Raw genomic sequence first — 14,279 nt, 5'->3', positions numbered from 1 at the left:
CCGACCGTCAGCGCCCCTGCGGTTCCTGCGGTCCTCCGCCCGCGCCCAGCAGGTGGACCAGGCCGTCGGCGAGGCCGCCGCGCCAGCAGGCGTAGTCGTGGCCGCCGTTGAACTCGCGGTAGGCGAGGTCGTAGCCGCGCGCGGTGAGGACGTCGCGCAGGTGGCGGTTCTCGGTGAGGAGCATCCACTCCTGGAGGCCGACCTCGATCCAGAAGCGGGCGCCGCCGGGCTCGGTGGCCGCGAACCGGCGGGTCAGCCACTCGCTGCCGCTGTCGAACTCGGTGCCGTCGGGCCACCAGAACGAGCCGGACTGCGACAGCGCGTTGCCGAACCGGGCCGGGCGGCGGAAGGCGGCGAAGGCGGCGGTCAGGCCGCCCGCGCTCTGGCCGGCGATCACGGTGCGGGCCGGGTCGGCGGTGACGCGGTGCTCCGCGGCGGCCCAGGGCAGGACCCGGTCGGCGAGCAGGTCGACGAAGTCCGGGTTGCAGCTGAGGTCGCCCGGCCGGCCGGGACCCATGGTGTGCACGAGCAGGGCGACGGTCGGCGGGATCAGGCCCTCGGCCGTCAGGTTGTCCAGGGTGTCGCCGAAGGACAGCACCTCGCCCCACATCTCGCCGTCCAGCAGCACCAGCACCGGGTACGGCCCGGCGTCGGGGCGGTGCCCGGCGGGCAGGTGGACGTCGATCCGCCGCCCGGCCACCTCGGCGCGCACGGTGCGGCCGCGGGGCACGTCCGCGCGCCGCCGGGCGTACGGCTGGGCGGGCGCCTCGGGCAGGGCGAGCACCGAGGAGGGGTGGCGGCCGTCGCGGCCGGGCAGCTGCGCCCCGGCGCAGTGCGGGTCGGGGCGGGCGCCGTCGAGCACCCGCAGCCAGTCGGCCCGCCGGGTGCCGGGGACGGCGCCGCGCACCGGGTACAGCTGGTAGGAGGCCCGGTGGTCGGCGCGCAGCCGGTAGCTGCGCGACCAGCCGCCGGCCCGGCGCTCCATCAGGTGCGGGGTGAGGTCGCCGGCGTGCCGGTCCTTGTCGGTGACGGTGTGGACGAGTGCGAGCACGGCGTCGTACGGCTGCTCGCCGGGCTCGTCGCGCAGCACGAAGGTCACCCGCCGGTAGGCCGGGTCGTCGGGGTCGGGGTCGACCAGCGGCGCGCCCTCGGCGGCCACCCTGGCCCAGAACTCGTCACCGGCGAGGGGCTGTTCGTTCGGCACGGGGAGAACTCCTCAAGAGGTCAGGCGGGGTTGCCCTTGCGGCCGAGCAACACCCAGAGCAGGAAGGGGCCGCCGAGCACGGTGGTGACGATGCCCACCGGGATCTCGACGCCGGAGATCAGCACCCGGCCGAGGGTGTCGGCCAGCACGATCAGCACCGCGCCGACCAGCGCCGAGCCGACCACCGGGACGCGCGCCGGTCCGGCCAGCCGTCCGGCGACCACCGGCGCGGCCAGCGCGACGAAGCCGACCGGGCCGCAGACGCCGACGGCGAGGCCGGCCAGCGCCACGGCGAGCAGCAGGCAGGCGAGCCGGACCCGGCCGGGGTCGACGCCGAGCGAGGACGCCACGTTGTCGTCGAACCGCAGGACGGCGAGCCGCCGGGCCACCACCAGGGCGAGCGGTACCAGCACGGCGAGGCCGATCAGCACCGGCGTGGCCACCTCGTAGTCGCGGCCGTTGAGGCTGCCGGAGGTCCAGACGTACAGGGAGGACGCCGAGCTGAGCGAACGCCGGGCCATCGCCACCTGGATGACAGCGGAGGCGAGCGCCGACATGGCGAGGCCGACCACCAGGACCCGGTAGCCGCGCGCGCCGAGTCCGCCGGAGACGAGGGTGACCACGGCGACGGCGACCAGTGCGCCGACGGGTCCGGCCCACCAGGCGCCGAACGCGCCCGAGGCGGTGACCGAGATCAGCACCGCGGCGGTGGCGCCGTCGTTGACGCCGAGCAGTTCCGGGGTGGCGAGGCGGTTGCGGGCGAGCGTCTGGGTGAGGCAGCCGGCCAGGCCGAGCGCGGCGCCGGCGGCGAGGCCCGCGACGATCCGGCCGAGCCGGAACTTCTGCACCAGCAGCACGTCGAGGCGCTCCCCGTAGCCGAAGACGGCCTGGAAGGTGCGGCCGAGGCCGAGTTCGCTCTGGCCGGCGTGCGCGGAGACCACCACGGCGGCCAGCAGCACGGCGGCGAGGCCGAGCGCGGCCAGCGCGGAGCGGCGGGGGAGCAGCACGGACAGCGCACCGCGCCGGACCACCAGGTCGGGCCGGGGCGGCTGCTCCTCCGGGTGGCCGTGGCGGCCGGAGGTCTCGGCGGGGGCGGTGTCGGTCAGGCCGAGCGCGGCGGTCCTGCGGGAGCGGACGATGGCGATCAGGGTGGGCGCGCCGATCAGCGCGACGATCACCGAGACCGGGGCCTCGAACGGGCGGGCCACCACCCGGGCGAGGACGTCGGCCCCGGTCAGCACGGTCGCACCGACGAGTCCGGCGAGCAGGGTGAGCCGGCCGACCTTCGGCCCGGCGGCGGCGCGGGCGAGGAAGCCGGCGAGCAGGCCGAGGAAGGAGATCGGCCCGGCCAGGGCGACGGCGGAGGCGGTGAGCAGGGTGACGGCGAGCGCGACGGAGGCGCGGACGGCGCCGGGCCGGTGGCCGAGGCCGCGGGCGAGGTCGTCGCCGAGCGCGAGCGCGGACAGCGGCCGGGTGGTGAGGAGGGCGACCAGGAAGCCGACGCCGAGTACGGGGGCGAGCTGGCGCAGCGTGGTCCAGCCCTCGACCCCGGCCAGCGAGCCGAGCACCCAGACCCGGTAGCGGTCGTAGGCCTCGGGGGAGTTGACGATCAGTACGCCGGTCAGGCCGCCGAAGGTGGCGCCGACGGCGGAGCCGCCGAGCACCAGGCGCATCGGGGAGCCGCCGCCGCGGCTGCCGGCGATCGCCAGGACCAGCCCGCTGGCCAGTACGGCGCCGCCGAAGGCGAAGGCGAGGTAGCCGTAGGAGGTCTGGACGCCGAGGACGGCGATGCCGAGCACGACGCCGAGCGAGGCACCGGCGTTGACGCCGAGCAGGCCGGTCTCGGCGAGCGGGTTGCGGGTGACGGACTGCAACTGCGCGCCGGCCACGCCGAGGGCGGCGCCGACCAGCAGCGCGGTCAGGGTGCGGGGGAGCCGCAGGTCGCCGACGACCAGGGCGAGCCGGCTGTCGGCGCGGGCGCCGTCGGTGTCGAGCAGGTAGTCGAGCACCCGGCCGGGGCCGACCTCGCCGGCGCCGACGGACAGGGAGAGCGCGGTGAGCGCGAGCAGGGCGGCGAGGATGCCGCCGACGGCGGCCCGGGAGGTGCGGCGCGACCGTTCGGCCGCCGGCGGGGCGGGGGCGGGGGGATCCGCGTCGGCCGCCTCGGCGGTACCCACTTGCGACAATGTCATAAGGTAAGGCTAACCTAATGGTCATCGCGGTCGGGCAGGCGTCCGGCCCGGCGCCGGTTCCGCCCGGATCGCCCCTGGTTCGCGGCACCGCACCACCGCTCCATCGCTCACCGACCGCACCGCCCGTCTGCAACACCCCTGCCCGGAGGAACCCATGTCGACCCGCCAGAGCCCGCTCCACCCCGCCCGCCGCCGCGCGGTCCAGGCGCTGGCCGCCACCGGGGCGGCCACGCTCCTGCTCGTCGGCTGCGGCTCGTCGGGCTCCTCCGACAAGGGCTCCTCCTCCCCGGAGGGCTCGTCGTCCGCCGCCACCACCGCCGCCTCGGGCGCCCCGGCCGCCGACGCGGCCGGCGGCAAGCGGACCGTCAAGGACGCCACCGGCACGGCCGTCGAGATCCCCGCCGAGCCCAAGCGCATCGTCACCCTCACCCAGGAGGACCTCGACGCGGTGCTCGCCCTCGGCCTCAAGCCGGCCGGCATCACCAACGGACAGGGCCTCAACGAGCCGCCGGCGTACCTGAAGGACAAGGTCCAGGGCATCCCGGTGGTCGGCAATCTGCTCCAGCCCGTGATGGACAAGGTGATCGCCGCCAAGCCCGACCTGATCCTGGCCGGCGACATGCAGGACCAGCAGGTCCTCAAGCAGCTGCGCGAGATCACCCCGGCCACCGTGGTCACCATGGCGCCCACCGACGACTGGAAGCTCTCCTTCCGCGGCATCGGAAACGCCGTCAACAAGCTGGACCAGGCGAACAAGGTCATCGCCGACTACGACGCCAAGGCCGTCAAGGCCGGCGGCGAGCTCGGCGAGAACAAGGGCAAGGCCGTCTCCATCGTGCGCTGGAACCCGACCGGCCCGAGCTGGATGGAGAAGAAGCAGTTCGCCAGCGGTGTCGCCCTCGACATGGGCCTGACCCGCCCGCAGGCCCAGGACAAGGACGGCAACGCGCACACCCCGGCGCTGAGCCTGGAGAAGATCAACGAGATCGACGGCGACTGGCTGTTCCTCTCCACCCTCACCGACGACGGCAAGGCCGCGCTGAAGGACGTCCAGTCCAAGCCCGCCTACCAGGAGCTGAACGCGGTGAAGAACAACCACACCGTCACCGTCGACGGCTCGGTCTGGTCCACCCGCGGCGGCCCGCTCGCGGCCGACGTGGTGATCGAGGACATCAGCAAGGCGCTCGCCGCCAAGTGACCGCCGGCGGCGGGCGCCCCCACCGGGGTGCCCGCCGCCTCCCCGTCCGCTCGTCCCCTCTGTCGAAGGAACCCGCCATGGAGTTGACGGTCGAGGGCCTCAAGGCCGGCTACGGCCCCGGGCGCCCGGTGCTGGGCGGCGTGGACCTCACCGTGCCCGGCGGGCAGGTGGTGGCCATCGTCGGCCCCAACGGCTGCGGCAAGTCCACCCTGCTGCGCTCGATCGCCCGCCTCCACCGGCCGGACTCCGGGCGGGTGCTGGTCGGCGGCGAGGACATCTGGAAGCTGCGCCCCCGTCAGGCCGCCCACCGGGTGGCGCTGCTGCCGCAGAGCCCGCAGGCGCCGGAGGCGGTCACCGTGGCCGGGCTGGTGCGCTACGGCCGCCACCCGCACCAGGGCCTGTTCCGCCAGTGGTCGGCCGACGACGAGCGGCTCACCGCCGAGGCACTGCGGGCCACCGGTGTCGAGGAGTTCGCCGACCGCCGGCTCGACCGGCTCTCCGGCGGCCAGCGCCAGCGCTGCTGGCTCGCCATGGTGCTCGCCCAGGACGCCCCCGTCGTGCTGCTCGACGAGCCGACCAGCGCGCTCGACCTCGGTCACGCCGTCGAGGTGCTGGAGCTGGTCCGCGAGGTCGCGGCCGGCGGGCGCACCGTCGTCATGGTGCTGCACGACCTCGCGGGGGCGGCCCGCTACGCCGATCTGGTGGTGGCGATGCGCGGCGGCGAGGTGCTCGCCTGCGGGGCGCCGCGCGAGGTGGTGGACGCGCCGCTGGTGCGGGCGCTCTACGACGTGGACAGCGATGTGCTCGCGGCCCCCGGGGACGGCGCGCCGGTGATCGTCCCCCGGGCGGGGGCGCGGTCGGCGGCCTCCCCGGTCGGCTGACGGCGGTTCTCCGGGGTCCCCCGGACGGCCGGGCGGGCGCGGCGGGTCCCGGTCCGCGCCGCGCCCGGGTGTGGTCTGCTGGACGGGCGTCCGCCGGACGTCCGTGCCGCCGCCGCGCCCGCCGTTCCCGGGAGGGTCACCGATGCTCCGTCGCTCCGCCGCCCTGTTCGTCGCCCTCGCCCTCGGCCCGGCCGCCACCGTCGGCTGCTCCTCGGCCGCCGCCCCGCGGCCCGCGGGCGCGCCGTCCCCGCCGCCCTCCGGGCCGGCCTCGCCCGCCGACCCGGGACGGCCCACCCCGTCCCCGACCGCGGACGCGCCGTCCCCGACCGCGGACGCGTCCTCCCCGGCAGCGGTCCCGAAGCCGGGCGGACCGGTCTCGGTGGACGTCTCGGGCACCGTCACCGACAGCCTGTCCTCGCCGTGGGGCCTGGCCGTCCTGCCGGACGGCGACCTGCTGGTCTCCGAGCGCGACGACGCCCGGATCCTGCGCGTCTCGGTGAAGGACGGCGCCAGGACCGAGGCCGGCACCGTCCCCGGCGTCACCGCCGGCGGCGAGGGCGGACTGCTCGGCCTCGCCCTCTCGCCCGGCTTCGCCTCCGACCGCCAGGTCTACCTCTACTACTCCACCGCCACCGACAACCGGATCGCGCGCCTCGACTACGACCCGGCCCGCCCGGCCGGCTCCCAGCTCGGCGAGCCGGTCGTCCTGCTGACCGGGATTCCGCACGGCCCGCGGCACAACGGCGGCCGGATCGCCTTCGGTCCCGACGGCCTCCTCTACGCGGGCACCGGCGACGCCAACGAGCGCCCGCTCGCCCAGGACCGCGACTCCCTCGGCGGCAAGGTCCTGCGGCTCGCCCCGGACGGCACCCCCGCCCCCGGCAACCCGTTCCCCGGCTCCCCGGTCTGGTCGCTCGGCCACCGCAACGTCCAGGGCCTGGCCTGGGACCCGGAAGGCAGGCTCTGGGCCTCGGAGTTCGGCCAGGACACCTGGGACGAGCTGAACCTCGTCACCCCCGGCGGCAACTACGGCTGGCCCACCGTCGAGGGCGCCGCCGGCCGCCCCGGCTTCACCGACCCGGTCGCCCAGTGGCACACCGGCGACGCCTCCCCGAGCGGCATCGCCCACGCCGCCGGGAGCGTGTGGATGGCCGCCCTGCGCGGCGAGCGGCTGTGGCGGATCCCGCTGGACGGCGACCGGCTCGCCGCGCCGCCCCAGGACTTCCTCCCCGGCGCGTACGGCCGGCTGCGCACGGTGGTGGCCGACCGGGACGGCACCCTGCTGGTGGTCACCGACAACACCGACGGCCGCGGCGACCCGCGCCCCGGCGACGACCGGGTCCTGCGGCTGACCGTCGACCGGGGCTGACCGCCACCCGCGCCTGGGTCACCTGCTCCTGAGTCACCTGCTCCTGAGTCACCAGCGTCTGCGTCACCCGTGCCGGATCACTTGCTGCCGACCGTCGGCCGCGCCTGATCCGGCGTCGTATTGGATCACCCGTTCGGGCGGTTTGGGCTCGGCCCCTCCCGGCCGCCCGGCATTCCTACTGCCCAGTACCCCTCCCCGCGAGCCGCGTTGTCAGTGTGTCCCGTTACGTTCCTTCCATCACTGACCAGCTGGGAGGAGAGCGGCCGTGGCGTGGGTGGAAACGGGAGCGGGCGGCTATCACGTCGCCTTCGACGAGGAGGGCAAGGTGGTCTGCCGCAACGCGGCCGGCCGCCAGTTGAAGGCCGTCCCGCCGAAGCTGAACGACGACCCGGTGGTCGTCGGGCTCAGGCAGCTCGCCGAGTGGCTGGAGGCGCACCGGCGCGGCTGCCTGGAGACCGTCGAGCGGTGGATGGTCCGCTCGCTGCCGGTGCCCGCCGCCGTCGTCACCGCCGTCTGGGCGGACGAGGCGTGGCAGGAGGTCCTGCGCGACCTGGTGGTCACCGGCCCGGACGGCGCCGTCGCCGGCTTCCTGCGCGGCGCCGACGCCGAGCGCGGCCTCGGCCTGGTCGACCTCGACGGCGACACCGTCCGCCTCACCGACGGCGAGCTGCGGATACCCCACCCGGTCCTGCTGGAGGACCTCGACGAGCTGCGCGAGTTCGCCGTCGAACTCGGCGTCTCCCAGCAGGTCCAGCAGCTGTACCGGGAGGTCTGGCACCGGCCCGCCGCCACCACCGGCACCGAGGTCGACACGTACGCCGGCGGACGCTACGCCGCCCTGCGCGACCTGCTCGGCCGCTGCGCCCGGCTCGGCTACCGGGTCCGCGGCGGACACGCCGTGCTGCCCGTCGTCGAGGACGGCCGGGCCCTGGAGGCCAGGGTCTGGGTCGGCGACTACTACGAGTACGACGAGTGCGAGACCGGCTCGCTCAGCTGGACCGGCCCGGACGGCAAGGTCCTGCCGCTGGCCGAGGTCGGACCGGTCGCCTGGTCCGAGGGGATGCGGATGGCCGCCGCACTGTACGCCGGCCGCACGATCGAAGGCGAGGAAGCCGCATGACCACCACCACCGGACCCGACCGCACCACCGGTGCGCCCGGCGACGACGCCCGGCACGAGCGGCTGCTCGACGCCGGGGCGATCCTCGCCCCCGGCACCCTGACCGGCGTCGGCACCCCCGACAGCGCCGCCGACGTGCTCACCGCCCGCGGCTACGCCCACCCCGCCCTGGACGGGCGGCGGATCGTGCGCCTCGTCCCCGGCGCGCTCGGCCCCGCCGAGGACGCCGCCGTCGACTTCCTGGGCCTGGTCCCCGACACCGAGCCCGTCGAGGTCGGCCAGGTCCGCCAGGAGGCACTCGGCTTCCCCGCCTGGGCACTCGTCCACGACCCGGCCAACGGCCACCACGCGCTCGCCCTGGTCAAGGAGATGGAGCGGCTCGCCCGCCAGGCCAAGTCCAAGCCCGGCCACGCCAAGGACGGCTTCGACGAGCTGGCCCGCCGGCTCGGCCGCGCCGTCCCGCACTTCCTGCCCACCTACTGCGAGCAGGTCGGCCGGATCTTCCTCGAACAGGGCAACCAGACCTACGCCAGCACCTTCTTCGGCAGGGCCCGCGAGGCCGAGCGCACCCACAACCTCGCCATCGACGAGGAGCGGCTGCGCGCCGTCTTCCTGGAGTTCGCCCTGGCCGGCGCGCTCAGCGTCAAGGCGCTGCGCCAGTACGTCAAGGAGCTGAGCGGCCGGCTCGACCCGCAGACCGCCTGGCAGCGGTTCCGCCAGCTGTGCACCGAGCGCTCCGCCGCCGGCATGGCCCCCTACGCGGGGGTCGCCGAGGACGCCCGCATCCTGCTCAAGGCCGCCGGCCTGGACCGCGACGAGCACGAGCGCGAACTGCTCGCCGAACTGCTCGCCTCACCCGCCGTCAACCGCGCCCCCGCCACCTTCTGGAAGACCTGGCGCGGCCAGATCGTCGAGCTCGGCCGCAGCGACTCCGCCGTCCGCGCCCGCCTGCTGGAACTGGTGCCCGCCCCGCCCGGCAACGACGACGCCGACGTCCAGGACACCGCCTGGCTCACCCTCCTCGCCGACAGCGGCGCCGAACGGCTGCTCACCGACCCGCCCGCGCCGGACGCGGACGCGGCCGAGGCCCCCGAGCCGGCCGCCGCCTGGCTGCAGCGCTGGACCAACCACCTCGGCCGGGGCTGGCGCGACCGGGGCATGAACACCGAGACCGTCGCCCTGGCCGCCCGCATGGTGGAGCGGCTGCGCGCCGAGGCCGTGCCGGTCGACCTCTACAGCGGGGTGCGCCGCAGCGCCACCCAGCTCGAACTCCTCGACCTGCTGCTCGCCGAGGGCGTCCCGGTCGCCGACCCCGACGGCAGCACCTTCCCCGTCCAGAACTGGGTCGCCGCCTCCGGCGCCGACGGCCGCACCCTGGCCGCCGTCGCCGCCGACCCCCGCTACCGGCCCGTGCTGCGCGCCGCCGTCCCCGCCGTCTGGGACACCGTCGACAAGCGGGGCCTCGCCGCCCGGCCGGTGCTGCGCGAGCTGTTCGTCGAGTGGTCCGACGCCCGCGCCGACGAGCTGGAGACCGTCCGCGGCCTGGACACCGCGGCCACGCTGCTGCGCGAGCTGAGCGCCCACCGCACCGGCATCCGCGACGAGAACCCGGCCGCCGCCCAGCGGATCGCCTCCCTCGACGTGGCCGGGCTGCTCGCCCGCGCCCTGCGCGGCGGCATCCTCGACGAGCTCGGCTGGCCGGCCCTGGAGGAGGCGCTCGACAGGCTCGGCGTCGAGGCCGGCGACACCCCCGGCTACGGCAACGGCCGCAGCCTCCCCGACGGACTGGTGCTCCAGGAGGCCTGGCCGCACCTGGTGCTCGGCCGGGGCAACCAGGTCGTCGTGGCCGGACCGCAGGGCATCGTGTTCGAACACACCCTGCGCATCCCGCACAAGCTGGAGGGCCACCAGCACGCCCACTTCCGCTTCGTCGACGGCGAACTGCTGGTCGCCTGGTACCACGACGGCAAGCAGCACGCCTACTGGTCCGGCCGGCCCGCCGAGACCTTCGAACTCGGCGGCGAGACCATCGTCCGCTACTACGGGGGCAGCGACGAGATCTCGATGCCGTCCCTCCCGCTGCCCGGCGGCGGCCGGACCGGCGGACACCGCCCGCTGCACGTCGGCGACACCCGGATGCCCGACCAGGACCACGTCCTCACCGACGGCACCGGCCACTGGACCGCCCGCTGGAACCGCGGCCAGGTGCTGCACGAACTCGACGCCGCCACCGGCACCGTGGGCCGCGTCTCCGAGCCGCCGCGGATCGCCGCGAGCGCCGCGGCCGGCCACCTGGAGGTCGGCCGCAGCCGGCTGCTGCCGCTCCTGCCCGGCCTGGAGGACACCCCGCTCGGCACCGACGGCACCGTGCTCGGCAGCTGGGTGCGGGCCGCCGGCCGCAAGGTCACCACCGGTACCGCCGACGGCACCGCGCTCGTCGCCGACACCCCCAGGACGCTGAACGCCGTCTACCCGGTGGGCCTGGTCGCCCTGCCCGGCGGCGCCCGGTCCGTCGTCCGGGACGGCCACCGGCACCACCTCTTCCTCGGGCTGACCACCGAGGACTCCGCGGCGGAGGGCACCGTCAGCGTGGACCCGACCGGCGCCACCGCAGACCTCGAACCCGGCCGCCCCGGCGGCCTGGACGCGGCCGGCACCGCCGTCGTACTGCCGCTCGCCTTCTGGCACGCCCTGCGCCCGCGCGACGAGCACGGTTCCACGGCGCTGCGCGGCGTCACCGGCGAGCAGGCCGCCCGCCTCATCGACGCCGCCTGGCCCGTCGACGCCGAGCCCGTCCCGGCCGGGCAACAGCGCTGGATCACCGTCCAGGGCGTGCGCCGACCCGTCGTCAGCAGCGGCAAGTCCGTCGAGGAGCTCCCGCTCGACGCCGTCGGGCAGCTGCTGCCCGGCATCGCCGACCGGCGGCTGCTGGCCGGCGCCACCGGCCTCGCCCGCATCGCCGCCAACCTGCTCGACACGGTCGCCCGCTACCTCCCGCAGCCCGAGGACGCCGCCCGTCGCACCGTCGACGGAACCCCCGTGTACGCGTACCGGCCCGAGCACGGCATCGACCACGAGCTCGAAGCGGGCGCCACCCTGCTGCTGCCCGGCATCGGAGGATTCGGCCGCTCCTGGGAGCGCACCGTCAACTACCGTGTGCTCAACAACCTCCGGACGGTCACCGCCGTCCTCGCCGAGCCGCCCGCGGCCGACGGCGACGGCTGGAGCACTCCGCACCGGATCGACCTGCTCGGCGACGGCAGCCACCACGGCTGGCTGCACGCGCTCGGCAACCTCGGCACCCTCGCCTACGCGGCCGCCGCCCCGCTCACCTCGGACGAGCACCGCGCCTCGCTCGCGCTGCTGCTCACCGAGCTCACCGCCGGCCCGCTCGCCGACCGCGGTGCCACCCTGCGCCAGGTCCGCCTCACCGAGCCGCTCGCCGAGGGGCCGACCAAGGAGGAGCGGCACGAGGCCCGGGCCGGCCAGGTCTGGCGGCACGGCGGGCGCACCGTGATCATCCTCGGTTGCACCCACCACTCCGACGACACGGTGTTCTGGCTCGCCGCCGACCACGACCCGAGCGGTGCCTTCGGCCCGGTCGCGCACTTCGGCGCCGGCTTCGAACGCGTCACCGAGGAGAGCGTCACCGCCGACTGGGTCGCCCGGTTCACCGCCCTGCTCGCCGAGCGCGGCGCCATCACCCACCGCGCCGAGCGCGTCGCCGACTTCGGCGAGCGCACCGGCATCGGCGCCGTCCGCTCCACCCTGCTGCTCAGCCCCACCGCCGGCCTCGTCCAGTGGTACGGCTCGCCGCTGCCCCCCGAAACCCTCAAGGAGTACGGCCTCAAGTCCGCCGAGGCCAAGGCCGCCCGCGACTGGCTGCGCGGGCGCGAGCGGGCCGCCCTCGCCGATGTCTGGGCCGCCCTGCTGCCCGCCGACCCGGAGGACCTCTGGACCACCGGACCGGACACCGCCGCCGGCGCCGCCCGCTGGACCGAGCGCATCGGCCGGATCGTCACCCTGCCCGACGCGTACCAGGCCGCCGTCAGCGGCGCCAGGGTCGAGAGGGTCGAGGAGGTCCTCAACGTCGAGGCCACCCCGTGGCTCAGCCGCACCACCCGCCAGCGGCTGCGCGCCGAGGGGACGGCGGGCACGGTCGGACTGCTGCCCGACGACGCGGACGCCCTGCCGAACTGCTACAGCCCGTCGGAATTCGTCGACGCCGTCGCCTGGCTCGCCTACCGGCTGCCCTGGAACAGCCCGCTGCGCGCCTTGCTCGCCCCGGCCGTCCGGGCACTGCACACCCGCCTGGCCGACCCGGAGCTGCTGCTCGCCTACGACCTGCGCCGCAACAGCAAGGGCGAGCCGCTGGCCGCCGTCCTGCGCACCCGCTTCGGGCTGCCCGCCGAGGGCGGCGCCGACGCCGACGGACTGGTCCGCTGCGGCGACGCCGTGGTGCTGTCGCCCGGCCACGACGAGGCGGAGTACATCTGGTGGCGCCCGGCCGGCCTGACCGGGCCGCAGGACCCGGTGCTGGACCTCCTCGGCGGCCTGGCCGAGAACCACTGGCTCACCCGCCAGCGGACCGTCCTCGCCGGCCTCCTGGGCGGCGGGCTGGACCGGCTGGTCGCCCTGCCGGAGCTCCCCGAGGACGCCGCGGACGCCGCGGACGCCGAGGTCTGGCACCACCACCCGCTGCTGGCGGTGCCGGAGCTGGTCACCGAGGTCGCCAAGACCCACGAACTGGGCGAGGACGCCGCCGTGGTCTACCTCCAGCTGCTCGCCCTGCCCGACCCCACCGACCGCAACGTGGCCCGCTGGACGGGCTGGAAGCCCGCCCGGCTGAAGAAGGCGCGCGCCGAACTGCTCGCCTCCGGGCTGGTCGTCGAGGCCAAGCGGGCCCGCGCCGGCCGCACCCTCTTCCTCCCCTGCGGCTGGCAGGAGGCCACCGCCCCCGGCCTGCCCGTGGAGACCTGGAAGGCCGGCCTCTACGACCTGCCCACCCACCACGCCGTGCTGCCCCGGCAGTCCGTCCCGGAGCTGTTCGCCCGGGCCTGGCAGCGCGTCACCGACGGGGACGCCCCCGGCTTCGAAGAGCTCCAGACCGGCAAGCGCAGGAAGGCCCGCCGATGACCACCACGACCACCGACACCCCCGGGGCCGCCGCCCCCGCCGCCCGGCAGGTCGTCCTGCCGGAGGAGCGGTACGCCGCCGAACTGGACTTCCTCGCCGCGCACGACTCCGGCCCGCGCCCGCCCGGCTGGCGGCTCACTCCGCGGGCCGTCGTCACCTTCGTGATGGGCAGCGGCGGCGAGAAGCTCAAGGCCGGCCGGAAGAGCCTGGCGATCGAGCAGAAGTTCGTCGGCGAGCGGGCCCTCGTCGAACGCTGCGTCGTCACCCTCGCCGGCGAGCGGGGACTGCTGCTCGTCGGCGAGCCCGGCACGGCCAAGTCGATGCTCTCCGAACTCCTCGCCGCCGCCGTCTGCGGCTCCAGCGCGCTCACCGTCCAGGGCACCGCCGGCACCACCGAGGACCAGCTCAAGTACGGCTGGAACTACGCCCTGCTGCTCGCCAAGGGCCCCAGCCGCGAGGCCCTGGTGCCCTCCCCGGTGCTCACCGCGATGACCACCGGCGCGGTCGCCCGGGTCGAGGAGGTCACCCGCTGCCTGCCCGAGGTCCAGGACGCCCTGGTCTCGCTGCTCTCCGAGCGGCGGGTCGCCGTCCCCGAACTCGCCGGCACCCCCGACGGCCAGCTGCACGCCGTCCCCGGGTTCACCCTGATCGCCACGGCCAACCTGCGCGACAAGGGCGTCAGCGAGATGTCCGCCGCCCTCAAGCGACGGTTCAACTTCGAGACGGTCGGACCGATCGGCAGCCTCGCCGCCGAGGTGGACCTGGTCCGCCGCCAGTCCACCGCCGCCGTCGCCCGGGCCGGCGCCGGCTACGCGGTGGACGACGCGGTGCTGGAGGCCCTCGTCACCGCCTTCCGCGACCTGCGCACCGGCCGCTCCACCGAGGGCTGGGACGTCGAGCGCCCCTCCACCGTGATGAGCACCGCCGAGGCCGTCTCGGTGGCCACCGCCCTCGGCGTCACCGCCGCCTACCTGCCCGACGGCGGCGACCTGCTCGGCCGCCTCCCCGGCCAGCTCATCGGCGTGGTCCGCAAGGACGACCCGGCCGACGCCGCTCGCCTGCTCGGCTACTGGGACGGCCCGGTCCGCCGCCGCGCCGAACAGGGCGCCGCCACCTGGCGCACCCTCTGGGACCTGCGCTCCGCCCTGGAGCACTGAGCCCCCGCCGGCCCGGCGCCCTG

The 14,279-nt window shown here is 76.1% G+C and carries 8 protein-coding genes; 6 read left to right on the top strand and 2 right to left on the bottom strand.

From position 1 onward, the window contains the following. Window positions 1–7: 7 nt before the first annotated feature. Window positions 8–1,204, bottom strand: coding sequence for an enterochelin esterase (gene fes, locus ACFU74_RS30710; RefSeq protein WP_380762623.1), 1,197 nt, complete (start codon window positions 1,202–1,204; stop codon window positions 8–10). 20 nt (window positions 1,205–1,224) lie between these two features. Then, on the bottom strand, window positions 1,225–3,396 hold the full coding sequence (fhuB, locus tag ACFU74_RS30705; protein ID WP_380762621.1) for a Fe(3+)-hydroxamate ABC transporter permease FhuB: 2,172 nt from the start codon (window positions 3,394–3,396) through the stop codon (window positions 1,225–1,227). Between the two features lie 154 nt (window positions 3,397–3,550). Between fhuB and ACFU74_RS30700 the strand changes: the two genes are divergently transcribed. From ACFU74_RS30700 to ACFU74_RS30675, 6 genes are all read left to right on the top strand, one after another. Beyond that, complete coding sequence (locus ACFU74_RS30700) at window positions 3,551–4,594, top strand: ABC transporter substrate-binding protein (protein ID WP_380762618.1); 1,044 nt, start codon at window positions 3,551–3,553, stop codon at window positions 4,592–4,594. Between the two features lie 77 nt (window positions 4,595–4,671). Next, a complete protein-coding gene (locus ACFU74_RS30695) occupies window positions 4,672–5,475 on the top strand; it encodes an ABC transporter ATP-binding protein (RefSeq protein WP_380762615.1) in 804 nt (267 codons plus the stop codon). Window positions 5,476–5,617: 142 nt separating this feature from the next. Further along, window positions 5,618–6,844, top strand: coding sequence for a PQQ-dependent sugar dehydrogenase (locus tag ACFU74_RS30690; protein ID WP_380762612.1), 1,227 nt, complete (start codon window positions 5,618–5,620; stop codon window positions 6,842–6,844). Between the two features lie 265 nt (window positions 6,845–7,109). Continuing rightward, window positions 7,110–7,964, top strand: a complete 855-nt coding sequence (locus tag ACFU74_RS30685; protein WP_380762610.1) for a DUF4132 domain-containing protein — start codon at window positions 7,110–7,112, stop codon at window positions 7,962–7,964. After that, window positions 7,961–13,099, top strand: coding sequence for a hypothetical protein (locus ACFU74_RS30680; RefSeq protein ID WP_380762608.1), 5,139 nt, complete (start codon window positions 7,961–7,963; stop codon window positions 13,097–13,099). Before ACFU74_RS30685 ends, ACFU74_RS30680 begins: the two co-directional genes overlap by 4 nt. Then, a complete protein-coding gene (locus tag ACFU74_RS30675) occupies window positions 13,096–14,256 on the top strand; it encodes an AAA family ATPase (RefSeq protein ID WP_380762605.1) in 1,161 nt (386 codons plus the stop codon). Before ACFU74_RS30680 ends, ACFU74_RS30675 begins: the two co-directional genes overlap by 4 nt. Window positions 14,257–14,279: the final 23 nt, after the last annotated feature.

It is taken from the genome of Kitasatospora sp. NPDC057500, assembly GCF_042802195.1.
Taxonomy (GTDB): domain Bacteria; phylum Actinomycetota; class Actinomycetes; order Streptomycetales; family Streptomycetaceae; genus Kitasatospora.
Note: the sequence above shows the minus strand (reverse complement) of the source record. Positions and strands in the feature narration are given on the sequence as shown.

Excerpts from the sequence above, each read along its gene's own strand:
- ACFU74_RS30680 (WP_380762608.1), top strand. The coding sequence starts at position 7,961 with ATGACCACCACCACCGGACCCGACCGCACCACCGGTGCGCCCGGCGAC.
- fhuB (WP_380762621.1), bottom strand. The coding sequence starts at position 3,396 with ATGACATTGTCGCAAGTGGGTACCGCCGAGGCGGCCGACGCGGATCCC.
- ACFU74_RS30675 (WP_380762605.1), top strand. The coding sequence starts at position 13,096 with ATGACCACCACGACCACCGACACCCCCGGGGCCGCCGCCCCCGCCGCC.
- ACFU74_RS30695 (WP_380762615.1), top strand. The coding sequence starts at position 4,672 with ATGGAGTTGACGGTCGAGGGCCTCAAGGCCGGCTACGGCCCCGGGCGC.
- ACFU74_RS30690 (WP_380762612.1), top strand. The coding sequence starts at position 5,618 with ATGCTCCGTCGCTCCGCCGCCCTGTTCGTCGCCCTCGCCCTCGGCCCG.
- ACFU74_RS30700 (WP_380762618.1), top strand. The coding sequence starts at position 3,551 with ATGTCGACCCGCCAGAGCCCGCTCCACCCCGCCCGCCGCCGCGCGGTC.